At 64.2% G+C, this 22,759-nt stretch carries 19 protein-coding genes and 1 riboswitch; of the genes, 6 read left to right on the forward strand and 13 right to left on the reverse strand.

Features of this window, described 5'->3' with window-relative positions:
* Positions 1 to 55 precede the first annotated feature (55 nt).
* On the reverse strand, positions 56 to 1,528 hold the full coding sequence (gndA, locus tag KR767_RS18510; RefSeq protein ID WP_250877364.1) for an NADP-dependent phosphogluconate dehydrogenase: 1,473 nt from the start codon (positions 1,526 to 1,528) through the stop codon (positions 56 to 58).
* 108 nt (positions 1,529 to 1,636) lie between these two features.
* Here gndA and KR767_RS18515 point away from each other — a divergent pair, with 108 nt between their 5' ends.
* From KR767_RS18515 to ykgO, 4 genes are all read left to right on the forward strand, one after another.
* Positions 1,637 to 2,356, forward strand: coding sequence for a CoA transferase subunit A (locus tag KR767_RS18515; protein WP_250877365.1), 720 nt, complete (start codon positions 1,637 to 1,639; stop codon positions 2,354 to 2,356).
* Between the two features lie 12 nt (positions 2,357 to 2,368).
* A complete protein-coding gene (locus KR767_RS18520) occupies positions 2,369 to 3,004 on the forward strand; it encodes a CoA transferase subunit B (protein WP_250877366.1) in 636 nt (211 codons plus the stop codon).
* Positions 3,005 to 3,422: 418 nt separating this feature from the next.
* A complete protein-coding gene (locus KR767_RS18525; protein WP_166946879.1) occupies positions 3,423 to 4,337 on the forward strand; it encodes a LysR substrate-binding domain-containing protein in 915 nt (304 codons plus the stop codon).
* A gap of 88 nt (positions 4,338 to 4,425) precedes the next feature.
* The gene (gene ykgO, locus KR767_RS18530) at positions 4,426 to 4,551 is read left to right on the forward strand and encodes a type B 50S ribosomal protein L36 (RefSeq protein WP_029213509.1); all 126 of its coding nucleotides are present in this window, start codon (positions 4,426 to 4,428) and stop codon (positions 4,549 to 4,551) included.
* 182 nt (positions 4,552 to 4,733) lie between these two features.
* On the opposite strand, the gene KR767_RS18535 is transcribed toward ykgO, so the two are convergent.
* The 4 genes from KR767_RS18535 to KR767_RS18550 all read right to left on the reverse strand — a co-directional run bounded on the left by KR767_RS18535 (position 4,734) and on the right by KR767_RS18550 (position 9,436).
* The gene (locus tag KR767_RS18535) at positions 4,734 to 6,572 is read right to left on the reverse strand and encodes a tetratricopeptide repeat-containing diguanylate cyclase (RefSeq protein WP_250877367.1); all 1,839 of its coding nucleotides are present in this window, start codon (positions 6,570 to 6,572) and stop codon (positions 4,734 to 4,736) included.
* Positions 6,526 to 6,825, reverse strand: a complete 300-nt coding sequence (locus KR767_RS18540) for a hypothetical protein (RefSeq protein WP_166946881.1) — start codon at positions 6,823 to 6,825, stop codon at positions 6,526 to 6,528. Before KR767_RS18540 ends, KR767_RS18535 begins: the two co-directional genes overlap by 47 nt.
* A 149-nt stretch (positions 6,826 to 6,974) precedes the next feature.
* Positions 6,975 to 7,730, reverse strand: a complete 756-nt coding sequence (locus KR767_RS18545; RefSeq protein ID WP_250877368.1) for an SAM-dependent methyltransferase — start codon at positions 7,728 to 7,730, stop codon at positions 6,975 to 6,977.
* A gap of 65 nt (positions 7,731 to 7,795) precedes the next feature.
* Positions 7,796 to 9,436, reverse strand: a complete 1,641-nt coding sequence (locus tag KR767_RS18550; protein WP_425602704.1) for an OFA family MFS transporter — start codon at positions 9,434 to 9,436, stop codon at positions 7,796 to 7,798.
* A 160-nt stretch (positions 9,437 to 9,596) separates the two neighbouring features.
* Between KR767_RS18550 and KR767_RS18555 the strand changes: the two genes are divergently transcribed.
* Complete coding sequence (locus KR767_RS18555; protein ID WP_250877369.1) at positions 9,597 to 10,397, forward strand: hypothetical protein; 801 nt, start codon at positions 9,597 to 9,599, stop codon at positions 10,395 to 10,397.
* Between the two features lie 82 nt (positions 10,398 to 10,479).
* Here the strand turns inward: KR767_RS18555 and greA are convergent, their stop codons facing one another.
* Genes greA through carA form a run of 3 tightly spaced genes read right to left on the reverse strand, consistent with a single transcriptional unit; the run spans position 10,480 to position 15,377 of the window.
* Positions 10,480 to 10,962, reverse strand: a complete 483-nt coding sequence (gene greA / locus KR767_RS18560; RefSeq protein ID WP_166946885.1) for a transcription elongation factor GreA — start codon at positions 10,960 to 10,962, stop codon at positions 10,480 to 10,482.
* A complete protein-coding gene (gene carB, locus KR767_RS18565) occupies positions 10,959 to 14,186 on the reverse strand; it encodes a carbamoyl-phosphate synthase large subunit (RefSeq protein ID WP_250877370.1) in 3,228 nt (1,075 codons plus the stop codon). Before carB ends, greA begins: the two co-directional genes overlap by 4 nt.
* Positions 14,187 to 14,237: 51 nt before the next feature.
* The gene (gene carA / locus KR767_RS18570; protein ID WP_166946887.1) at positions 14,238 to 15,377 is read right to left on the reverse strand and encodes a glutamine-hydrolyzing carbamoyl-phosphate synthase small subunit; all 1,140 of its coding nucleotides are present in this window, start codon (positions 15,375 to 15,377) and stop codon (positions 14,238 to 14,240) included.
* A 215-nt stretch (positions 15,378 to 15,592) separates the two neighbouring features.
* Here carA and KR767_RS18575 point away from each other — a divergent pair, with 215 nt between their 5' ends.
* The gene (locus KR767_RS18575; RefSeq protein ID WP_166946888.1) at positions 15,593 to 16,276 is read left to right on the forward strand and encodes a 2OG-Fe(II) oxygenase; all 684 of its coding nucleotides are present in this window, start codon (positions 15,593 to 15,595) and stop codon (positions 16,274 to 16,276) included.
* A gap of 209 nt (positions 16,277 to 16,485) precedes the next feature.
* On the opposite strand, the gene KR767_RS18580 is transcribed toward KR767_RS18575, so the two are convergent.
* The 5 genes from KR767_RS18580 to grpE all read right to left on the reverse strand — a co-directional run bounded on the left by KR767_RS18580 (position 16,486) and on the right by grpE (position 22,707).
* Entirely contained in the window at positions 16,486 to 17,493 is a 1,008-nt protein-coding gene (locus tag KR767_RS18580; protein ID WP_250877371.1) for a sodium:calcium antiporter, read from the reverse strand.
* A 19-nt stretch (positions 17,494 to 17,512) separates the two neighbouring features.
* A riboswitch (yybP-ykoY riboswitch) is annotated at positions 17,513 to 17,708 on the reverse strand.
* Positions 17,709 to 17,808: 100 nt separating this feature from the next.
* Positions 17,809 to 18,603 carry a 4-hydroxy-tetrahydrodipicolinate reductase gene (gene dapB / locus KR767_RS18585; protein ID WP_250877372.1) on the reverse strand — a complete coding sequence of 265 codons (795 nt, stop codon included), beginning with the start codon at positions 18,601 to 18,603 and terminating at the stop codon, positions 17,809 to 17,811.
* Between the two features lie 254 nt (positions 18,604 to 18,857).
* Positions 18,858 to 19,991, reverse strand: a complete 1,134-nt coding sequence (gene dnaJ, locus KR767_RS18590) for a molecular chaperone DnaJ (protein ID WP_166946891.1) — start codon at positions 19,989 to 19,991, stop codon at positions 18,858 to 18,860.
* A 124-nt stretch (positions 19,992 to 20,115) separates the two neighbouring features.
* On the reverse strand, positions 20,116 to 22,041 hold the full coding sequence (gene dnaK, locus KR767_RS18595) for a molecular chaperone DnaK (protein WP_250877373.1): 1,926 nt from the start codon (positions 22,039 to 22,041) through the stop codon (positions 20,116 to 20,118).
* A gap of 132 nt (positions 22,042 to 22,173) precedes the next feature.
* Positions 22,174 to 22,707: a nucleotide exchange factor GrpE gene (gene grpE / locus KR767_RS18600; RefSeq protein WP_250877374.1), complete on the reverse strand. Its 534-nt coding sequence runs from the start codon at positions 22,705 to 22,707 to the stop codon at positions 22,174 to 22,176.
* Positions 22,708 to 22,759: the final 52 nt, after the last annotated feature.

Genomic DNA, 22,759 nt, shown 5'->3' on the forward strand with positions numbered 1-22,759 from the left:
AATTCCGCTCCGATGTGGCAGGACGCGGCGCGCAAGGCCGCGTCCCCACATGGCGTCAGGCCTGCGGCGTGGCCCATTCCAGATGGAAACTGCCCTTCTCGTCCACCCGCTCGAAGGTGTGTGCACCAAAGAAATCGCGCTGGGCCTGGATGAGATTCGCGGGCAAGACCGGTGCCCGGTAGCTGTCGTAGTACGCAATGGCGGCGGAGAAACCGGGTACCGGAACCCCCGCCTTCACGGCGGCGGAAACCACGTCACGCAGCGAAGACTGGTAATCCCGCGCGATATCGCGGAAATATGGGCTCAGCAGGAGATTCTTCAATGCCGCATCGAGGTCGTAGGCATCGGTGATTTTTTGCAGGAAGCGTGCACGGATGATGCAGCCGGCCCGGAAGATCTTCGCGATCGCGCCATAGTGCAGGTTCCATCCGTGCTCTTCCGATGCAGCGCGCAACTGCGCAAAACCTTGCGCATAGGAAATGATCTTGCTCATGTAGAGCGCCTTGCGCACAGCTTCGACGAAGGCCTTCGTGTCCTTCACGGGCGCCACATCCGCAGGCCCCGCAGGCCCCGCAAGCGCCTTGCCTGCCTCGACGCGCTCGTCCTTCATCGACGAAAGCACGCGCGCGAAGACCGACTCGGTGATGAGGGTCAACGGCACGCCCAGGTCCAGCGCACTCTGGCTGGTCCACTTGCCGGTGCCTTTCTGCGCTGCCTTGTCCAGGATCACGTCGACCATGGCCTTGCCGGTGCGATCGTCCTTGCGGGCGAAGATCTTCGCGGTGATCTCGATCAGGAAACTGTCCAGCTCGCCTTCGTTCCATTCCCGGTAGACCGCCGCCAGATCGTCGTTGGACAGTCCGGCCACGTGCTTGAGCACGGCGTAACTTTCTGCGATCAACTGCATGTCGCCGTATTCGATACCGTTGTGCACCATCTTCACGTAGTGACCCGCTCCGTCCGGGCCGATCCAGGTGACGCAGGGCTCACCATCCGGCGCCTTCGCGGCGATCTCCGTGAGGATCGGCGACACGAGGTCGTAGGCGTCGCGCGGGCCGCCGGGCATGATCGACGGCCCCTTGAGCGCACCCTCCTCGCCACCGGAGACGCCGGTGCCGATGAAGTGCAGGCCATCCTTCGCCAGCTCCTCGCCGCGCCGGATGGTGTCCTTGAAGAAGGTGTTGCCGCCGTCGATCAGGATGTCACCCTTGTCGAGCAGGGGGCGCAGCTCCTCGATCACCGCATCGGTGCCCTTGCCCGCCTGCACCATCAGCAGGATGCGGCGCGGCTTCTCCAGCGACTCCACGAACTCTTCCAGGCTGGAGGTGGGCACCAGCCTGCGCCCCTTGCTCTGCGCCATCACCTCGTCCGTCCGGGCCTGGGTGCGGTTGTAGATGGATACCGCGTGACCACGGCTTTCGATGTTCCAGGCCAGGTTGCGCCCCATCACGGCCATGCCGATCACGCCGATCTTCTGCTTGCCCACGTCGTCACCTCTTGAGGGTTTCGGTAAGGAAATGAATGCCATCCATCATCCGACCATGCACCAGGGGACAGCCACGGAATGTGACGACGGTCGGCTATGATGGGCGGCGAACCGGCGGCCGGACCGCGCGGATTTGGACTGGAAGGACGCATGAACCAGGTGAAGTCGCACAAGCGCGACAAGCGTGTCGCCACCGCCCGCGAGGCGCTGGCTGGCCTCGTGGCCGATGGACAGACGATCGCCGTGGGAGGCTTTGGCCTCTGCGGCATCCCCGAACTGCTGATCGAGGCGCTGCGCGACTCGGGCGTGAAGGGCCTCACCGCGGTCTCCAACAACGCCGGCATCGACGGCGTGGGCCTGGGCCTGCTGCTGGAAACCCGCCAGATCCGCAAGATGGTCTCGTCGTACGTGGGCGAAAACAAGGAATTCGAGCGCCAGTTCCTGGCCGGCGAGCTGGAAGTGGAATTCACCCCGCAGGGCACGCTCGCCGAGAAGCTGCGCGCCGGCGGTGCCGGCATCCCGGCCTTCTTCACCCGCACCGGTTACGGCACCCAGGTGGCCGAGGGCAAGGAAACCCGCGAGTTCGACGGCAGCATGTACGTGATGGAACGCTCCATCGTGGCCGACGTGGCCCTGGTCAAGGCGTGGAAGGCCGATCCGTCGGGCAACCTCGTGTTCCGCAAAACCGCGCGCAACTTCAACCCCATGGCCGCCACGGCGGGCAAGGTCTGCGTGGCCGAAGTGGAAATCATGGTGGACATCGGCGAACTGGACCCGGACCAGATCCATACCCCGGGCATCTACGTCGACCGCATCGTGCTCAATCCCGCGCCGTCCAAGCGCATCGAACAGCGCACCGTGCGCGCCTGAAGGAGACCCACCATGGCCTGGAACCGTGAACAGATGGCGCAACGCGCCGCGCTGGAACTCTCCGACGGCGACTACGTGAACCTCGGCATCGGCCTGCCCACCCTGGTCGCCAACCACCTGCCCGACGGCGTGGACGTGTGGCTGCAATCCGAAAACGGCCTGCTCGGCATCGGCCCCTTCCCGACCGAAGACGAAGTGGACGCCGACCTCATCAACGCCGGCAAGCAGACCGTGACCGCCCGCCCGGGCGCATCGTATTTCTCCAGCGCCGATTCCTTCGCGATGATCCGCGGCGGCCACGTGGACATCTCGATCCTCGGCGCCATGCAGGTCACCCATGAAGGCGATATCGCCAACTGGATGGTGCCCGGCAAGATGGTCAAGGGCATGGGCGGCGCCATGGATCTCGTGGCCGGCGTGAAGCGCGTGGTGGTGGTGATGGAGCACACCGCGAAAGACGGCTCGCCGAAGATCCTGCAGGAATGCAGCCTGCCGCTCACCGGCAAGGGCGTGGTCGACCGCATCATCACCGACCTGGCGGTGTTCGACGTCACCCCGGAGGGCCTGGTCTTGATCGAGTTGGCGCCGGACGTGGACGAGAATCACGTGCGCGCCAGCACGGAGTGCGATTTCGTTTCGAAGGTCTGAGGGATCGGGTCGCCCGGGCTTCGGTGCGGGTGGTGCGGTGCTTTGTGTGCTGCCGGGTTACCGGTCGCGCGCGAGGCGCGCTCCTACAAGGCGATCCTGTGGTCGCGCGCAGACAGCCGCCCTGTAGGAGCGCGCCTGCGCGCGACCGGCGAAGCCGAAAACACCCCACCAAACTCACCAGGCACAAAAAAGCCCCGGTCTCTCGACCGGGGCCTGGAAAGAAAGTCGCCCTGCGGGAGACGCCTCAGCATGGGCCTCGGGGGGGAGGTAGGCCAGATGCCGGATATTAGCGTCGCCGCAGGGCGAGGGACCTACCGACCCAGGGGGAGGGGTTGGTGGTAGGTCGAGGTGAATCATAGATTTCCTAGGAAATGTTCGCCAATATATCTTTCAGCGATCACTTATACGAAAATCGACTATGTTCGATCTGCGCCAACTGCGCTACTTCATCGAGGTAGCGGAAACCCTGAGCTTTACCCAGGCCGCCCAGCGCCTGCATATCTCGCAGCCACCCCTGTCCCAGCAAATCCTGGCCCTGGAGGCCGATCTCGGCGTGCGCCTGCTGGACCGCAACCGCCGTCGCGTGGCCCTGACCGAGCCCGGCCGCCTGTTCCTGCTCGAGGCCAAGGCCATCCTGGCCCGGGCCGAGACGGCCCGCACGGTCGTGGCCGAGGCAGCCGCCGGATTCACGGGTCAGCTGAAGCTGGCCTATGCCACCTCCGTATCCTTTCATCCTGCCCTGCCGGAAACCTTGCTCCGCTTCACGCAATCGGCTCCCGGGGTCAGCCTGCACCTGGGCGAGATGCCCACCAAGGCCCAGTACGACGCGATTCTCAGTGGACAGCTGGACCTGGGCCTGCTCCGCGCTCATCCGGAAGGCATCGCCAACGCCCGCCAGCTCAACGTCGAAGTCATCGACCACGAGCCGCTGGTGGTCGCCCTGCCCGCCCGTCATCGCCTGTCCGGGCGGGAGTCGGTGCGCATGGAGGAACTGGCGAACGAGCGCTTCGTGGCGCCGCCGCGCGGCCAGGCCGCCACCCTGATCGATCGCCTGAGCCTGCTCGCCGACAAGGCCCGCTTCCGTCCCAATATCCGCCAGGAGGCCCAGCAGATCCCTTCCCTGCTGCCCCTGGTGGCCGCAGGGCTCGGCCTGGCGCTTGTACCGGCCTCGCTGCGTACCGTGCGGCTGGAAGGCGTGACCTTTGCGGCCCTGGACGATCCGGAGGCTTATCTGTTGCTGGCGGTGGCCAGTCGCGTGGACAATACGTCTCCCGTGCTGGAAAGTTTCCTGCGCACCGTACGCGAGGCCCGCAGCGCTCTCGGCACCTCATGAAAGACGAATCAATCCGAGGGCTTGCGTGACCCTCGCAGTATCGCTACAATTTCGTTTTTCCTTGTCTGCAATATCTCAGGAGCTGGCCGTGAAGGTGCTTTCCTCTTTGAAGTCCGCGAAGTCGCGTCACCGTGACTGCAAAGTCGTGCGCCGTCGCGGCAAAGTGTTCGTGATCTGCAAGAGCAACCCGCGTTTCAAGGCTCGTCAGCGCTGATTTCAGCTGCGATGGGTTGTTAAAAAAGGCCGCGAAAGCGGCCTTTTTTATGGGTGTTGCTTGGGAATCTTCCGGGGTGTGGCCTTGTGCAGGTAACGGTCGCGCGCGAGGCGCGCTCCTACAAGGTATTCGTAGCCTTGTAGGAGCGCGCCTCGCGCGCGACCGCTCCGATTTCCACGACATCACCCCCGCGCCTCACTGGGCACATAAGGCGAATCCGGAATATCCCCCGTATCGCCCACCATGACGCAATTGCGCCCCGCACGCTTCGCGCGATACAGCGCGGCATCGGCCACCACCAGCAAACGGTGCAGTTCAAAGCCGCATTGCAGGGTCGAAGCCACGCCAAAACTGGCCGTCACCTGAAGATTGGGTAGCGACTCCGTCGCCGACGTGGCGGCGATCGACAAGCGCAGCTGTTCGGCGCGCGCACGCGCCTGAGTGGCACTGCAATCGGGCAACAGCACCGCGAATTCCTCTCCGCCCAGCCGCCCGAACACATCACAGGCATGCAATGCCCGCCTGCACACGTCCACGGCCCGCTTCAGCGTTTCGTCGCCCACGGCATGCCCGTACGTGTCGTTGACGTTCTTGAAATGATCCAGGTCGAACAGGATCAGGCAGGCGCCACGGTCGGAACGCGCGCCGTAAGCGAGCACGCGCTCGGACTGGTCGACGAAATGCTCGCGGTTGCTGATGCCGGTCAGGCCGTCGCGCCGCGCCAGCTTCATGAAGCGCAGCTGGGAGCGCCGCAACCAAAGCAAAAGCCATCCGATCGCCACCATGCACACCAGCAGCACGAAGATGTAGAGGCGCCCGGTTTCCACGTCCTTGCGCGCCAGTGCGCCCGTCAACCGAAGAATTTCGTTCTGCTTGTTGAGCGCATCGACTTCGGATTTGCGCGCCAGCAATTGCTGGTTGACGATCTGGAACGCAAGGCTCCGGGCGCTGATATCGTCTATGTAGGCCTTGTCGGCGGCCATGAATTGCTCGTGGTAGGTCAGTGCAGCACTGATGTTGCCCAGCCGCTGTTCCACCTGGTACAGCACTTCATAGGCTATGCGACGTGAATCGGTGAATTCGTTGCGAATGGCCACCGACGCCGCGGACATTGCCGAACGTCGTGCCTCGGGCAATTGCCCCAGCTTCAGATACGACTGCGCCAGCGTCGCGTCGACCTCGGCCAGAAGCACCGGATAATTGAGCGCGCGCATGGCATCGCGATACGTGGTCAGCAGTTTGACGGCTTCCGCCGGGCGACCATGCGTGAGGTAGAACGTCGCGATGTCGGAGCGCATCGCATGGGCAAACACTTCATCACTGGGGCCCGTGCAGCTGGCCAGGGCCTTTTCGAACATCGGGTCGAGCACATCCAGATGGCCGCCCTCGCGACGCGCGCGGATCAGGTGCTGGGCCCCCTTGCAGATCGACTCCCCCGGAGGCGGGTCGGCCATCATGGCGCGTGCGTAAGCTTCGGCCTGTTCGTCCTGGCCTGCCGAACTCAGCAACTGCGACGCCTCGCCCTGCCCCTGGAAACGTGCCCGGTGGTCGCGAATGGAAGGCAACATCTCCTGCAGCTTTGCCAGCCGCTGGAACGCCTGCTCGTAGCGGTGCCCGTTGCCCAGCAGGTTGATCAGCGTAGCCGTGGCGCGGAAGCGCAGCACGGTGTCGGGCGAATTATCGGCCACATCTTCGAGCAGGGCGCGGCCCGTGTCGTAATCACCGATCCACGTGGCACGCCAGCCGCGCAGGAAGTGCAGCATCGAAAGCTCTCGCGGTGAAAGTGTCTTCTCCACCGCGCCAAGCTCTTGAAGCAGGCGACTGAAGCGCCCTTCATCACCGGTCTTGACCGCGTCGGCCTCGGCCAGCATCGCAGCCGGCGTGACCGGCGTGTCGCTGGCATGGACAGCAACGCCGGGCACCAGCCACCCGGCAACCACCAGGCAGCAGAGACAGGCCAGTTGCCTCACGGCGTCATTGGGGCGATTCCGCCGGCGCGGGATCATCGGTGGATGGCTCATGCCCTGGCTCCTCTTCCCTGGATGGCGGCACTTCGACATTGTCGGGTGGCGGCTCCTCTCCCATCTGCGTTTCAAAGTAGGCACGCTGCCCCAGCAATGCGCGAAGGGTAGCGCCATCGCGGGCCCTCAGCACCTCTGCCGTAGGTGGATCGAATCCCGCCCCCTCCAGTGCCCGGTCATACCCGTCGCCACGCGCATGGCGCAGCGACGCTTCACGACCGACACGGGCCAGGAACTCGATGACATTGCCCATATACCCTTGTATCCCCGGGGCGACGGCGACCCGGCGCCCAACCGCGCGTCGCACCTCCCCTCGAGGACGATCGCCACTTGATGATATCGCCTGCACCGCCGCCGGGAGTAGTAGGCCTTCTGGCCGGGCCGGCCGGAATGTGAAGCCGATCAAGTGCCTGCGTCGGCCGACAGCCTCCGCAGGCGAGCCAGGATGCCTGCGTTTACATGGAGATCTGCGCAAGGCGGGATGACCAGGGTATGACTGGTGCCGAAATCGGCCTCCGGCAACGCGCGCAATGGCAAACGCATGATCTGTGGACCATCCACGGGCAGCACCGGCGCCCGGTAAAGAATGACCTCGTGGTCTGCCGGCACGTCCTGGCAAAGCACATCGACCAGAACCTGTCGGTATGCCCTTCCCGTCGTCCGCTGGCGCAGGGTCACGTCACCCACGAGGCCGACCTGCCACAGGATGAGCCACGCCGAGGTATCGAAGCGACGACCATAAAGCAGGAACTGGGTCGCCTCGTAATGCTGGCAGCCGACACTGCCAGGGTCGATGCCGAGATCGGCATACAGGCAGTCCGATGCGGAAATGCCCGGCTCCATATGCGCAGGATAGCCTTCGGCAAGCGCCTGCCGGATGCACTCATGGGAAGCGGAAACGAAAATGCCCGGATGGCCGTAGAACACAGCACATACCCGTCGCCCGGCCCTTACCTCTGTGAGAATGACATCGACCATGTGCGCATAGGTTTCCGTGCGCGGCTTGTCCACGGCATAGAGCGGTTGCAGGCTGCGCGCGTCCGGGTGCATGGCGATGATCCAGCGCTCTACCAGTGCATCGGATACCGCCACGAAGACGACGTCCGCACCTTCGATTTCGCTGCGTGCCAGCGGCGTGAGATGCGAACCGAGCATCATCCCGACGCCCACACAAACCAGACTTCCCGTCACCGAAACACCCCCTGCACTGCCAACGATTTCCGTTATAGCAGCGCGGCAGCCTTCTGCAAGGCAATCCATACGCCAATCAGGAACGGTATGCCCACGGCCAGCCACGCGACGATTCCCAATGCTCCCAGCGGGCCACGCGCGGCGGCGGCCAGAGTTGCCTCGGAGGCCATCGCCTCGTGCTGCATCGAGCGCTCCCTCTGGAGCTGCGCTTCGCTCATGTGGTGGCGTGGATCCACGGGGCGCACCAGCAGGTTGCAGACCAGGCCGACCAGCAGCAGCCCGGCGAGAATGTAGAGCGTGCGATCGTAGACGAGATTCTTCGGCACGCCAGCGCCGAGCTGGGATTCGCGGATGCTGGCGATCAGTACCGGCCCGATGACGCCCGCTACGGACCAGGCGGTCAGGAGGCGACCATGGATGGCGCCTACCATCTGGGTTCCAAAAATATCCGCCAGATAGGCGGGCACGGTGGCGAAACCGCCGCCGTACATCGAAAGGATCACGCAGACCGTAATGACGAAGAGCGCCGCCATGCCGAAGTGGCCGAGGCTGGGCAGCAGGCAGTAGAGCACGATGCCGAGGATGAAGAAGATGGCGTAGGTCAGCTTGCGCCCCAGCACATCGGACGCCGACGCCCAGAACAGACGCCCCACGCTGTTGAACAGGCTGACCAGCCCCACCAGACCGGCCGCCGCCGCGGCAATCGCCGCCTTCTGCGCAGCGGTGAGTTCGACGGCCGGGTCCGCGCCCAGCAGTCGTCCACCGAAGACGTCCTGCAACATCGGGCTAGCCATGGAGATCACCCCGATGCCCGCCGTGACGTTCATGCACAGCACGCCCCAGATAAGCCAGAACTGAGGCGTCTTCCAGGCGCGGTCAAGATGCACATGACCGCGCGTCACCATGGGGAGCGCCCGGCTATACGTACCGGGCTTCCATCCCGCAGGCTTCCACCCCGCCGGCGGCACGCGGAAGCCAAAGGCGCCCAACGACATGACCACGAAATACAGGACGCCCATCACGACAAGGGTCGCCGCAACGCCCGCAATCTCACCCTGGCGGAACACCTCCATAAGTTTCACGGCAATCGGCGCCCCGATCATGGCGCCGCCACCGTAGCCCATGATGGCAAAGCCCGTGGCAAGCCCTCGTCGGTCCGGGAACCACTTGATCAGGGTGGATACCGGCGTGATGTAACCCAGGCCCTGCCCTATGCCCCCCAGCAGGCCACAGCCGAGGTAGACCAGCCACAGCTGGTGGACCGCGACGCCAATCCCTCCAATCACGAGGCCGCCACCCCAGAAACAGGCAGCGATGAATCCCGCCTTGCGTGGCCCGGCGTGCTCCAGCCAGCCGCCCCAGATGGCGGCAGCCAGCCCCAGCATGGCGATGAAGGTCTCGAAGACATGGTTGACCGACGGCACTGTCCAGTTGCACGTGGCGGTGGTGAGCTGGTCGATGAACCCCTGGCTGGCACAAGCGGCCGCATCCGCGCCGGGAACCAGTTTCGTCATGGGCAGCCAGAAGACGGAAAACCCGTAGGCCATGCCGATGCACAGGTGGATGGCCAGCGCGGCAGGCGGTACCAGCCAGCGGTTGAAAGAAGGCCCTGCGATGGTGCGCTCACGTGCCAGTGGCCCCGTCACACGGCCATCCGTTCTTGCTGCGCCCATATCCACCCCCGCAGATTCGGCTACCTTGCGGGCATATTAGAGGTCTGCCTGCCGATTTCCAGTGCCCCGCCAGCAAGCAGCAGTATCAACCCTTCTACAACACGAACTCTCGCCTACCTGTCATCCTGCCCACGGCACTCAACGACTCCAGGGAACGGCAATGGGCTACGAGAAAATGGTCGTCATTTTCATCGACATCGTTGGATCAAGGGACATCACGGGCTTCGAGAAGAAATACGCGATACATCGCCTTTTCCATTCCAGCGTACGGGAGAGCCAGGAGCGCCAGGCTTCTGATTCGCACTCGCATGTCGCGTACGACCGCAAGCTCTTCAGTTTTTCGGACTGCGCATACATCACCTACTTTCACAAGCCCGGCCTTCCCGCTGAAAAACGCAGCGACGAGCAGTTATTGCATGTTGCTCTCTTCAATACGTCGATATTGGCCTTGAGGCTGGCACGCCACGGCTATCGTGTCCGGGGTGGCGTGACGCTGGATGACGCTTTCGTCGATTCCGATGGATGCTTCGGCCCTGCAATTAATGAAGCCTACCGGCTGGAATCGAAGGACGCGAACTACCCGAGAATCCTGCTATCCGAGGAAGCGGGCAAGCTACAGCACGATTTCGAGACACGCAATCAGTCAGAGGAATCCGTCGCACTCATGAACAAGCTGGTGCGTGACTGGACTCCACGGATCGTGAATCAGGACGATGAGGACAAACGCTTTTACCTGAACATCTTCTACATGCTGGAGATGGAGCGCACACTGAGTTACGACGGTGATGAGTTCACCCTTGAAGATGTAAGAGACGTGTTGATGGAAAAGATCCAGGACGAACGCATCCAGCACCAGAACGATAAACGCAAGACCGAGCAGATCGAGTGGTTCGCCAGCTATCTATCCAGAGCTAAATGCAGCCTTAGAACCGGACAGTACTCGTACAGCACCACCCTTTAGATGCGCGCCAACAATTCTCGGCACCGGGCAGAAAAAACGCCCCATAAGGGGCGTATTTTCACCACGGCATGACGCAACGAAATCAGCTGTAACGCACGCCCTTGATCTCGTAGCTCTTCACGCCGTTCGGCGCCGTGAAGTCGAACTCGTCGCCTTCGCTCTTGCCGATCAGCGCACGCGCGATCGGGGAAGACACGGCGATAAGGTTCTTCTTGATGTCCGCTTCCACGTCGCCCACGATCTGGTAGGTGACTTCCACCTCGGAGTCCAGATCCACCAGTTCGACGATGGCGCCGAACACGATGCGCGAACCGACGCCAAGACGCTCGGTATCGATGACTTCCGAATTCGACAGCGCGGCTTCCAGCTCCGCGATGCGGCCTTCGTTGAAGCCATGCTCTTCGCGCGCCGCGTGGTACTCGGCGTTTTCCTTCAGGTCACCGTGCGCACGCGCCTCGGCCACCGCGGCGATGATCGCCTGGCGCTTCGGGCCTTTGAGGTGTTCCAGCTCGGTACGCAGGCGGTCGGCGCCCTTCTGGGTCATGGGTGGACGTGTGCTGCTCATGCATGAAGCTCCTTGTGCAGTTCCTGCAGGCTGTTCACTTCCGGGTTCGTGTGGAAGTCGAGCGAGTGCACCAGGGCACGCGCACCTGCGACGGTCGTGGAATACGTGACACGCTGTTGCAAGGCTTCGCGACGGATGGAGAAGGAGTCAGAGATGGCCTGCTTGCCTTCCGTCGTGTTGACGATATAGACCACTTCGCCGTTCTTGATGAGATCGACGATGTGCGGACGACCTTCGAGCACCTTGTTGATGCGCTCGCAGGCAACGCCGTTGTCCTGCAGGAACGTGGCCGTGCCCGCCGTGGCGACGATGACATAGCCGCGATCGGCCACGTCCTTCGCGATGGGCAGCAGGCGGTCCTTGTCGGCGTCACGCACCGACATGAACACCTTGCCCTTCGGCGGGGCCTTGATGCCGGCGGCGTCGTGGCCGCGCGCGAAGGCGGCGCCGAAGGTGCGGCCCACGCCCATCACTTCGCCCGTGGAACGCATCTCGGGGCCGAGGATCGGATCGACGTTCTGGAACTTCAGGAACGGGAAGATGGCTTCCTTCACCGAGTAGTACGACGGGATGATTTCCTTCGTCGTGCCCTGCTCCACCAGCGTGCGACCGGCCATGGCGCGCGCGGCGATCTTCGCCAGCGACATGCCGGTGGCCTTGCAGACGAAGGGCACCGTGCGCGAGGCGCGCGGATTCACTTCGAGGATGAACACGTCGTCGCCCTGGATGGCGAACTGCGTATTCATGAGGCCGATGACCTTCAGTTCCTTCGCCATCAGCTTCACCTGGCGGCGCATTTCGTCCTGCACTTCCTGCGAGAGCGAGTACGGCGGCAGCGAGCACGAGGAATCGCCCGAGTGCACACCGGCTTCCTCGATGTGCTCCATGATGCCGCCCACCAGCACGTTGCCCTCGGCGTCGGCGACGATGTCCACGTCCACTTCCACGGCGTGGTCGAGGAAGCGGTCGAGCAGCACCGGCGACTCGTTGGACACCTGCACGGCCTCGCGGATGTAGCGCGAGAGATCGGCATCGGCGTAGACGATTTCCATGGCACGGCCGCCGAGCACGTAGCTCGGGCGCACCACCAGCGGGTAGCCGATCTCGCGAGCCAGGGCCAGCGCTTCGTCGGCGTTGCGCGCGGTGCGGTTCGGCGGCTGCTTGAGATCCAGCTTCTGGATCATCTTCTGGAAGCGCTCGCGATCTTCCGCCAGGTCGATCGAGTCGGCACTGGTGCCGATCACCGGCACGCCGGCGGCTTCAAGCGCACGGGCGAGCTTGAGCGGGGTCTGGCCGCCGTACTGCACGATAACGCCCTTCGGCTTTTCGAGGTCGACGATCTCCAACACGTCTTCGAGCGTGAGCGGCTCGAAGTACAGGCGGTCGGAAGTGTCGTAGTCGGTGGAGACGGTTTCCGGGTTGCAGTTGACCATGATGGTTTCGAAACCATCCTCGCGCAGGGCGAGAGCCGCGTGCACGCAGCAGTAGTCGAACTCGATGCCCTGACCGATGCGGTTCGGACCGCCACCCAGCACGATGATCTTGTTCTTGTCGGTCGGGTTCGCCTCGCACTCTTCCTCGTACGTGGAATACATGTACGCGGTGGTGGTGGCGAACTCGGCGGCGCAGGAATCCACGCGCTTGTACACCGGGCGCACGCCCAGCGTGCGACGCAGGTGACGCACGGCGCCTTCGTCGGTACCAACCAGCTCGGCCAGACGCGCATCGGAGAAGCCCATGCGCTTGAGCTCGCGCATGCGCGGCTCGTCGAGGGCGGTGAGGCCCTGGCGCTGCACTTCGCCTTCGGTCATCACGATGTCTTCGAACGCGGCGAGGAACCACGGATCGATGCGGGTCAGGTCGTGCACTTCTTCCAGCGACAGGCCGGCGCGGAAGGCATCGGCCACGTGGAACACGCGGTCCGGACGCGGCTCGCGCAGTTCGCGCTTGAGCGTCTGGAAGCCTTCTTCGCTGCCGATGTCCAGGCCGGTGGGGTTGAGACCGGTCTTGCCGATTTCCAGGCCGCGCAGGGCCTTCTGCATCGATTCGTGGAAGGTGCGGCCCATGGCCATCACTTCGCCCACCGACTTCATCTGCGTGGTGAGGCGGGCGTCGGCCGCCGGGAACTTCTCGAAGGCGAAGCGCGGGATCTTGGTGACGACGTAGTCGATGGACGGCTCGAACGACGCCGGGGTGAGGCCACCGGTGATGTCGTTGCGCAGTTCGTCCAGCGTGTAGCCGACGGCGAGCTTGGCGGCGACCTTGGCGATCGGGAAGCCGGTGGCCTTGGAGGCCAGCGCCGACGAACGCGACACGCGCGGGTTCATCTCGATGACGACCACGCGGCCGTCTTCGGCGTTGATGCCGAACTGCACGTTGGAGCCACCGGTGTCCACGCCGATCTTGCGCAGCACCGCGATGGATGCGTTACGCAGGCGCTGGTATTCCTTGTCGGTGAGCGTCTGTGCCGGGGCGACCGTGATGGAGTCGCCGGTGTGCACGCCCATCGGATCAAAGTTTTCGATCGAGCACACGATGATGCAGTTGTCCGCCTTGTCGCGGACCACTTCCATCTCGAATTCCTTCCAGCCCAGCACCGACTCTTCGACCAGCACTTCGTGCGTGGGCGAGAGTTCGAGGCCGCGGCCGACGATCTCGACGAATTCTTCCTTGTTGTAGGCGATGCCGCCACCGGAGCCGCCAAGGGTGAAGCTCGGGCGGATGATGGTCGGGAAGCCGACGGTGGTCTGGATTTCGAGCGCCTGCTCCATGGAGCGGGCCACGGCAGCCTTGGGGCATTCCAGGCCGATGTCGGCCATGGCCTTGCGGAACAGGTCGCGGTCTTCGGCCATGCGGATGGCTTCGCGCGACGCGCCGATCAGCTCCACGCCGTACTTTTCGAGCACGCCGTTGTCGGCGAGATCGAGTGCGCAGTTGAGGCCGGTCTGGCCGCCCATCGTGGGCAGCACGGCGTCCGGGCGCTCCTTGGCGATGATGCGCTCGACGGTCTGCCAGTTGATCGGCTCGATGTACACCGCATCGGCGGTGTCGGGGTCGGTCATGATCGTCGCCGGGTTCGAATTGACCAGGACGACGCGGTAGCCCTCTTCCTTCAGGGCCTTGCAGGCCTGGGCGCCGGAGTAGTCGAACTCACAGGCCTGACCGATGACGATCGGGCCGGCGCCAATGATGAGGATGGTCTTTAGATCGGTGCGCTTTGGCATGGTATCTCTCGCAAATCGAAGGCTGGATGGAAGGCAGTGGCGTGCGGCGTGTTACGCCTGCTTCGCCTTGTGCGCTTCCAGCGCGGCGATGAACGTGTCGAACAGGTAGCCGACGTCTTCCGGACCCGGGCTGGCTTCCGGGTGACCCTGGAAGCAGAACGCCGGGCGATCGGTGAGGGCGAAGCCCTGCAGCGAGCCGTCGAACAGCGAGGTGTGGGTGACGCGGACGTTGGCCGGCAGCGTCGCGGGATCCACGGCGAAGCCGTGGTTCTGCGAGCTGATCAGCACGCGGCCGGTGTCGTGGTCCTTCACTGGATGATTCGCGCCGTGATGGCCGAACTTCATCTTCAGCGTTTTCGCGCCGATGGCGAGGGCCATGATCTGGTGACCGAGGCAGATGCCGAAGGTGGGGATCTTCGTGTCGAGAATCTGCTTCGTGGCCTCGATGGCGTAGTCGCAGGCAGCCGGATCGCCCGGGCCGTTGGCGAGGAACACGCCATCCGGATTCATGGCGAGCACTTCGGAGGCCGGCGTCTGCGCCGGAACCACGGTGATGTCGACGCCGCGACCGGCGAGCAGGCGCAGGATGTTGCGCTTCACGCCGAAGTCGTAAGCCACCACGTGGAATTTCTTCGGCGCGTTGTAGAAGGCCTGGCGGTCGAGGTCGTAGACGCCTTCGGACCACTGGTAGGTCTTCGTGGTGCTGACCACCTTGGCCAGGTCCATGCCGTTGAGGCCAGGGAAGCCCTTGGCCTTCGCCACGGCGGCGTCGGCATCGATGGCTTCACCGGCGACGATGCAGCCGTTCAGCGCGCCCTTCTCGCGAAGGATGCGGGTGAGACGACGCGTGTCGATGCCAGCGATGGCCACGATGTTGTGGCGCTCGAGGTAGTGCGGCAGGGGTTCCTGGCTGCGCCAGTTGCTGGCCAGACGGGGAACGTCGCGGACGATGAGGCCCGCCGCGTGGACACGGTCGGCTTCGACGTCGACTTCGTTGGTGCCGGTGTTGCCGATGTGCGGGTACGTCAGCGTGACGATCTGCTGGTTGTACGAGGGATCGGTCAGGATTTCCTGATAACCGGTCATGGCGGTGTTGAACACCACCTCACCGACGGTCTCACCGCGGGCACCGACCGAGTGGCCGAGAAAAACGCTGCCGTCTTCGAGAGCAAGCAGAGCAGGAGTACGCATGGGATGGCCGCCTTCAGGTGCAGCAAAGCCCGCAAGCCAGCGTTTAGCGGCTCGTGGGCCTTGGGGATAAGTAATCGTTGGGCGGGTAAGAATGATAGGCGCGAAGCCCTCTTCTGTCCACCATTTCAACCGTGAACGAGAGTACACGATTTGCCGCAGGAACAGCGGTCTGCCACGATACAATCGAACGAGGCATCACACGAGAACCACCCGCCATGCTGCTGGACCCCGCCCGCCTGGATCGTCCCGACACCGACATCCGGCATGAGCCGTTCTCGTTCATGATTGCGCACGGCCAGTTGCCCGACGAGGCCCGCCCGGAACTGGAGCGGGATTTCCCCCAGTATTCCAGCGCGGGGTTCTTCCCGTACGACGCCGGCGACTGCGGTCCGTCCGTGAACGAGTTGGTGGGGCAGATGACCTCACGGGCGTTTTCGGCAGCCATCGGTCGGCATCTGGGTATCGAGGGGCTTGAGAACTACCCCACTCTGGTCACGCTCTGCCGCCTGCTCAACCGCCGCCACGGCACGATCCATACCGACAGCAAGTCAAAGATCGCCACGGCGCTGATCTACCTGAATCCCCTGTGGCCGGACACCAGCGACGGCTGCCTGCGCTTTCTGAACTCCATCGACAACATCGACGACACGGTGGTGCCGGAGCTGAAGCCACTGTACGGCGAGTTTGCCGTGTTCCGCCGCGCCGAGAATTCCTACCACGGCCACCTGCCCTACGAGGGCGAGCGCCGGGTGATCCAGGTGGCCTGGCTCACTTCCGAGGAAGAGAAGAACCGCAAGACCAAGCGCGGTAAGTTCTCGCGGGTGTTCAAGAAGATCTTCGGCAAGCTGGATCGCCAGATGGGCGCCGGTCGCGACCGGAATGCGTCGCATCGGGATTGAGGTGCGAGGGTTTCGCTTCTGACGGGTCGCGCGCAAGGCGCGCTTCGGCATGGCGGTGTCATCGCTTCGGTCCGGTCGCGCGCGAGGCGCGCTCCTACACAAGCCGCCCTGTAGGAGCGCGCCTGCGCGCGACCGGGCCGAAGCAGCATCTGTAGGAGCGCGCCTCGCGCGCGACCGGGATAGCACAAACGCCCCATGCTCAGCGGCGCTCACCCCCGCCCGAAATACCACCCCACAAACACCGCAAACACGCCATAAAGCAGACCGATCGGCATCAGCCAGCGTGCCTCCACTGCCCCGCGACGGAACATCGCCCACAACGCCACCACCGCCACGGCGGTGATCACGCCAGCCACGATCAGCGGCGTATCGAACAGCCACGGCGTGGCGAACAGCGCCAGCGAACTGGGAATAGTGGCCTGGATCATCATCGCGCCGGAAATGTTCGCCAGTGCCAGTCGCTCCTTGCCCTGCCGCACCCAGATCAGCGCATTGACCGTCTCGGGCAGTTCTGTCGCCACCGGGCTCAGCACCAGCGCCACGATATGCGGCGAAAGATGGAAGAACTCCCCAAAAGCTTCCAGCTGCCAGACGAAGGTGCGCGAGGCGATGGCAATGACGAGCAAGGCCAGCCCGGTCTGCAACATCACCCAGCCCATGGATGGATTGGCGTCGTTGGGGCGGAAAGTAAGCGCCTCCAGCTCCTCGTCCTCAGGAGCACTCGTGTCGTCACGCATCTCGCGCCAGACATAGAGGACATACGCCAGCAGAAAGAGCACGCCCAGCCAGGACTTCCAGGCAAAGGCGATCAGGCCCAGTCCCACCTTCACCACGAAGATCGCCAGAAACCAGGACTGGTCGCGGGCCAGCCGCTTGTTGTCCACGCGAACCCGGGTATCCGGGCGATTCAATCGCTTACGGCCCAGATATAAGGCAAATCCGACCACGGCATAGGCGATGGTGGCGAGCACCAGCGGGCCGCCGAGCGCAGCACCCACGCCGATGTCCCTGGCTTCCGGGGTCTTGCCGAACATCACGGCGACGAAGGTCACCGCACTTTCGGGCAATGCCGTACCGAAGGCGGCCAGCACCGTGCCGGTGGCCGTGGCGCCCAGGTTGAGCTTGCGCCCGAACCATTCCACGCCATTGACGAAGTATTCGCAGGCGAAATAGATAGCCCCGGCCGAAACCAGGAAAAGGAAGCATGTCAGCAGCATGATTCAGACAGGGCCGGGCGAGCGCGAAGAACCGATGGCACAACGACACCGCTCGCCCGGCCGGGTGAGCATGTCGAAGGCCAAAGGTCTCGCCGGGCCGGCGACGCACTCTCCATGCGTCGCTGCCGTTCGCGCCATGGGGCACAAGGCCGCCAAGTCTGTTGACGCGAACTCCTCAGGGGGAAAGAGGATGGCTACTCCCCAATGACATCGGGGCGGATGCTACCACGATTTGTGTAGGAGCGCGCCTCGCGCGCGACCGGGCACGAAGCCGTGAGTTCATTACTCCAACCCGGTCGCGCGCAAGGCGCGCTCCTACACCTTGGCGGCGATGACGTCTTCGATGGTCCAGGCGCCCGGTGCACGGCCGGCCATCCAGGCGGCGGATTCGAGGGAGCCACGCGCGAAGATCGAGCGGTCAGTGGCGCGGTGGCCCAGCTCCACGCGCTCGCCCTGCCCCATCAGCAAGGCCTGGTGCTCACCGACGATGTCGCCGCCGCGCACCACGGCGAAGCCGATGGTGCCAGCCTTGCGTGCGCCTGGTCGGCCTTCGCGCGAATAGACGGCCAGTTCGTCCAGCGTGGCGCCGCGCCCGGCAGCTGCCGCGTGGCCGAGCGCAAGCGCCGTACCCGACGGGGCGTCTTCCTTGCGGCTGTGATGTGCCTCGACGATATCGAGGTCCCAGTTGGGCAGTGCGGCCGCCGCTTCGCGCAGCAGGCGCGTGAGTACGGCCACGCCGAGGCTGAAGTTGGCGGCGCGGAGAACGGCGATGCGTTCGGCGGCGTGGGTGAGGCGTGCTTCCTGCTCGACTGAAAGACCGGTCGTGCCGGTAACGAGCGCCGCGCCACTGGCTTCGCAGTGATCGAGCGCCTGGTCGAGGCCCTCCGGGCCACTGAAGTCGATGACGACGTCGATGCCGGTTGCATCGCTCCACGCGGAGAAGCGCAGCGGCGAAACATCGCCGTAGACGGCCTTGCCGAGGCGCGTGGATTTCGAAGAAACGATGGCCCGCACGAGTTCGAAGCGTCCGTCGTCGCGCACGAGATTGAGCAGCGCGAGGCCCATGCGGCCGGAAGCACCGCTGATGGCGAGACGAATGGGGCGGGTCATGGGAAAGCCTTCTTATAAAATCGAAGGGCTATCCTAATGTAGGAGCGCGCCTTGCGCGCGACTGGGCGGAGCGTGTAGTTCACGGCTTCCGACCGGTCGCGCGCGAGGCGCGCTCCTACAGGGAGTTGCGGGTGACCTGATGCGGGGTGGCTGATGCTCGGCTTCTGTAGGAGCGCGCCTTGCGCGCGACTGGGACGGAGCGTGTAGTTCACGGCTTCGACCGGTCGCGCGCGAGGCACGCTCCTACAGGGGTTTTATGAGGTGACGCGGGACCAGAAGTCCTTGATGCCGTCCATGAAGGTGTTCGAGCGTGGGGTGTGTTTTGCGGCTTCGTCGCCGACGAAGGTGGCTTCGAACTGCTGGAGCAGTTCGCGCTGTTCCTTCGTGAGGCGTACCGGCGTTTCCACCACCACCGTGCAGATGAGGTCGCCCGGGCGTCCGCCACGCACCGACTTCACGCCACGTCCGCGCAGGCGCACCTGGTGACCCGTCTGCGTTTCGGGCGGCACGTTGACCGGCACCTCGCCTTCCAGCGTCGGCACCATCAGCTCGGTGCCGAGCGCCGCCTGGGCGATGCGGATGGGCACTTCGCAATACAGGTCGGAACCATCACGCTGGAAGATCGCATGCTCACGCACGCGCACTTCCACGTAGAGATCGCCCGACGGCGAACCCGCCGGACCGGCTTCGCCCTGCCCCGTGAGGCGGATGCGATCGCCATTGTCCACGCCGGCCGGAATACGCACCGATAGCGTGCGCTCTTCCTCGATGCGGCCCTCGCCATGGCACTTCTTGCAGGGCTTTTCGATCTTCTGCCCCGAACCGTGACAGGTAGGGCAAGCCTGCTGGATGGAGAAAATGCCGTTCTGCATGCGTACGCGGCCATGGCCGGCGCAGGTGGGGCACTTGGAGACCTTGCCGTCTTCCGAGCCCGAGCCGTTGCAGTGGTGGCAGTTCACCTGGGTGGGGATTTCAATCTTCTTCTCGACGCCGAACACGGCTTCTTCGAGATCAAGATCCATCATGTAGCGCAGGTCGGCGCCACGGCGTGCGCGCTGGCGTCCGCCGCCACCGCCGAAAATATCGCCAAAGATGTCGCCGAAAATGTCGCCGACGTCGCCGAAACCACCGGCGCCACCGCCACGACCGAAGCCACCGCCCTCGAAGGCGGCGTGGCCGTACTGATCGTACGCCGCGCGCTTCTGCGCATCGGAGAGCACGTCGTAGGCCTCTTTGGCTTCCTTGAATTTGTCGATCGCCGCCGGGTCGTCCGGATTGCGGTCGGGGTGGTACTTCATCGCGACGCGACGAAAGGTGGTCTTGAGGTCGCCCTCGGTAACGGTGCGTTCCACACCGAGAATTTCGTAGTAGTCGCGCTTGGTACTCATGTCACGCTTGCTTTCCCTGGACGGACGAACGCGCCGTCAGCTTTCGCCGCGGCGCGTCCGAACCGATTGACCGTTGGTGACGGTGCCGGCATCCACCGGCACCGCCCTACCCTTCGAGGACGACTTACTTCTTTTCGTCCTTGACTTCGGTGAACTCGGCGTCGACCACGTCGTCCGGCTGGGCGGAACCGCCACCCGGCGCCGACTGCTGGGCCGAATCGTGCGCACCGCCGGCCTGGGCAGCAGCGGCCAGCGACTGGGCCACCTGCTCGAGGTTGGCGATCTTGGCTTCGATCACGTCCTTGTCTTCGCCCGTCAGCGCCTTCTCCAGGTCGGACACGGCACCGTCGATGGTTGCCAGCTGCTCGGCCGGGATCTTGCCGCCGTGCTCCTTCAGCTGGCTACGGGTAGCGTGGACCAGCTGGTCGGCCTTGTTACGTACCTGCACCAGTTCGTGGAACTTCTTGTCTTCCTCGCGGTTGGCCTCGGCGTCGGCGACCATGCGCGCGACTTCCTCGTCCGACAGGCCCGAGCCGGCCTTGATCTCGATCTTCTGTTCCTTGCCGGTGTCCTTGTCCTTCGCGGACACGTGCAGGATGCCGTTGGCGTCGATGTCGAAGGTAACTTCGATCTGCGGCGTGCCACGCGGGGCCGAACGGATGCCCGACAGGTCGAACTTGCCCAGCGACTTGTTGGCGTTGGCGCGCTCGCGCTCACCCTGGAGCACGTGCACGGTCACGGCCGTCTGGTTGTCGTCGGCGGTGGAGAAGACCTGCGAGGCCTTGGTCGGCACCGTGGTGTTCTTCTCGATGAGCTTGGTCATCACGCCGCCCATCGTCTCGATACCGAGCGACAGCGGGGTGACGTCGAGCAGGAGGACGTCCTTCACGGTACCGCCCAGCACGCCACCCTGGATCGCGGCGCCCACGGCGACGGCTTCATCCGGGTTGACGTCCTTGCGCGGCTCCTTGCCGAAGAAATCCTTCACGGCTTCCTGCACCTTCGGCATGCGGGTCTGGCCGCCGACGAGGATGACTTCGTGGATGTCGGACACGCGCAGGCCGGCATCGTTGAGCGCAGTGCGGCACGGCTCGATGGTGCCCTTGACCAGGTCTTCCACCAGCGACTCCAGCTTGGCGCGGGTCAGCTTGATGTTGAGGTGCTTCGGGCCCGTGGCGTCGGCGGTGACGTACGGCAGGTTCACGTCGGTCTGGTGCGACGACGACAGTTCGATCTTGGCGCGCTCGGCGGCGTCCTTCAGGCGCTGCAGGGCGAGCTGGTCCTGGCGCAGGTCGATGCCCTGCTCCTTCTTGAACTCTTCCACGAGGTAGTCGATGACGCGGTTGTCGAAGTCTTCGCCACCCAGGAAGGTATTGCCGTTGGTGGCCAGCACTTCGAACTGCTTCTCGCCGTCGACGTTGGCGATCTCGATGATCGACACGTCGAAGGTGCCGCCGCCCAGGTCGTACACGGCGATCTTGCGATCGGTGGTGGACGCCTTGTCGAGGCCATAGGCCAGCGCGGCCGCGGTGGGCTCGTTGATGATGCGCTTGACGTCGAGGCCGGCGATCTTGCCTGCGTCCTTGGTGGCCTGGCGCTGGCTGTCGTTGAAGTAGGCCGGCACGGTGATGACCGCTTCGGTCACCGACTCACCGAGGAAATCCTCGGCGGTCTTCTTCATCTTCATCAGGACCTTCGAGGAGATCTCCTGCGGGGCCATCTTCTTGCCGTCGGCGGTCTGCACCCAGGCGTCGCCGTTATCGTGCGCAACGATGCCGTAAGGAACGATCTTGAGGTCCTTCTGCACTTCGGCGTCGGTGAACTTGCGGCCGATGAGGCGCTTCACCGCGTAGAAGGTGTTCTTGGGGTTGGTGACGCTCTGGCGCTTGGCAGGCGCACCGACCAGGACTTCGTTGTCCTTGGTGAACGCGACGATGGACGGCGTGGTGCGATCGCCCTCGGCGTTCTCGATGACGCGTGCAGTCGTACCTTCCATCACTGCAACGCAGCTGTTGGTGGTACCGAGGTCGATGCCGATGATCTTGGCCATGATGAAGTTGCTCCGAATTTCAATGCGGCCCCCGCGGCCGCTGCTGTGAAGAAAGTGGGGCTGCGCCCCAGCGATTCAATACTTTGTGAGATCCCGTCGCACGTCGCCGGAGCGCGTGCAGCGAGCTTTCGTTCAGTTGTCGCGCACCACGGCGACAAGCGCCGGACGCAGCAGACGATCGTTCAGCACGAAGCCCTTCTGGACCACGGCCACCACGGTGTTAGGCGCATGCTCGTTCGACTCGACCGAGCTGATGGCCTGGTGGTGTTCCGGGTTGAACGGCTGGTGCAGCGGATCGACCAGGGACAGGCCGTTGGCCTGGGTCACCTTTTCGAGCTGCTTGAGCGTGAGGTCGAGACCTTCGCGCAGCGTCTTCGCATCGGCGTTCTCGTTGGCGAGGCCGAGCGCGAGACCGTCGTAGACCGGCAGCAGTTCGCCGAGCAGTTTCTCGTTGGCGAAGCGGCGGGCCTGGTCCAGGTCGCGCTGGAGACGGCGACGCTGGTTTTCGATCTCCGCCCGCTCGCGAAGCACCGTCTCGCGCGCCTGGGACAGCTCGGATTCGAGGGCCGCCAGCCTGGCGGTCAGGGCGTCGAGGTCTGCGTTCACGCCGTTGTCGGCGCCGCCTTCCTGCGCCGGATCCGGCACGTGGGGATCGTTGTTCTGCATGTTTACTCCAAATGTCAGCTAACCGGCCCATCCCGTGGAAGGGCCGAACATT

The sequence above is a fragment of the Luteibacter anthropi genome (genome assembly GCF_023699965.1).
Classification (GTDB): Bacteria; Pseudomonadota; Gammaproteobacteria; order Xanthomonadales; family Rhodanobacteraceae; genus Luteibacter; species Luteibacter anthropi.

What these genes read in the sequence shown, in the direction of transcription:
- gndA (WP_250877364.1), bottom strand. Translation starts at nt 1,528, where the DNA reads ATGGCATTCATTTCCTTACCGAAACCCTCAAGAGGTGACGACGTGGGC.
- KR767_RS18515 (WP_250877365.1), top strand. Translation starts at nt 1,637, where the DNA reads ATGAACCAGGTGAAGTCGCACAAGCGCGACAAGCGTGTCGCCACCGCC.
- KR767_RS18520 (WP_250877366.1), top strand. Translation starts at nt 2,369, where the DNA reads ATGGCCTGGAACCGTGAACAGATGGCGCAACGCGCCGCGCTGGAACTC.
- KR767_RS18525 (WP_166946879.1), top strand. Translation starts at nt 3,423, where the DNA reads ATGTTCGATCTGCGCCAACTGCGCTACTTCATCGAGGTAGCGGAAACC.
- KR767_RS18535 (WP_250877367.1), bottom strand. Translation starts at nt 6,572, where the DNA reads ATGAGCCATCCACCGATGATCCCGCGCCGGCGGAATCGCCCCAATGAC.
- KR767_RS18540 (WP_166946881.1), bottom strand. Translation starts at nt 6,825, where the DNA reads ATGGGCAATGTCATCGAGTTCCTGGCCCGTGTCGGTCGTGAAGCGTCG.
- KR767_RS18545 (WP_250877368.1), bottom strand. Translation starts at nt 7,730, where the DNA reads ATGATGCTCGGTTCGCATCTCACGCCGCTGGCACGCAGCGAAATCGAA.
- KR767_RS18550 (WP_425602704.1), bottom strand. Translation starts at nt 9,436, where the DNA reads ATGGGCGCAGCAAGAACGGATGGCCGTGTGACGGGGCCACTGGCACGT.
- KR767_RS18555 (WP_250877369.1), top strand. Translation starts at nt 9,597, where the DNA reads ATGGGCTACGAGAAAATGGTCGTCATTTTCATCGACATCGTTGGATCA.
- greA (WP_166946885.1), bottom strand. Translation starts at nt 10,962, where the DNA reads ATGAGCAGCACACGTCCACCCATGACCCAGAAGGGCGCCGACCGCCTG.
- carB (WP_250877370.1), bottom strand. Translation starts at nt 14,186, where the DNA reads ATGCCAAAGCGCACCGATCTAAAGACCATCCTCATCATTGGCGCCGGC.
- carA (WP_166946887.1), bottom strand. Translation starts at nt 15,377, where the DNA reads ATGCGTACTCCTGCTCTGCTTGCTCTCGAAGACGGCAGCGTTTTTCTC.
- KR767_RS18575 (WP_166946888.1), top strand. Translation starts at nt 15,593, where the DNA reads ATGCTGCTGGACCCCGCCCGCCTGGATCGTCCCGACACCGACATCCGG.
- KR767_RS18580 (WP_250877371.1), bottom strand. Translation starts at nt 17,493, where the DNA reads ATGCTGCTGACATGCTTCCTTTTCCTGGTTTCGGCCGGGGCTATCTAT.
- dapB (WP_250877372.1), bottom strand. Translation starts at nt 18,603, where the DNA reads ATGACCCGCCCCATTCGTCTCGCCATCAGCGGTGCTTCCGGCCGCATG.
- dnaJ (WP_166946891.1), bottom strand. Translation starts at nt 19,991, where the DNA reads ATGAGTACCAAGCGCGACTACTACGAAATTCTCGGTGTGGAACGCACC.
- dnaK (WP_250877373.1), bottom strand. Translation starts at nt 22,041, where the DNA reads ATGGCCAAGATCATCGGCATCGACCTCGGTACCACCAACAGCTGCGTT.
- grpE (WP_250877374.1), bottom strand. Translation starts at nt 22,707, where the DNA reads ATGCAGAACAACGATCCCCACGTGCCGGATCCGGCGCAGGAAGGCGGC.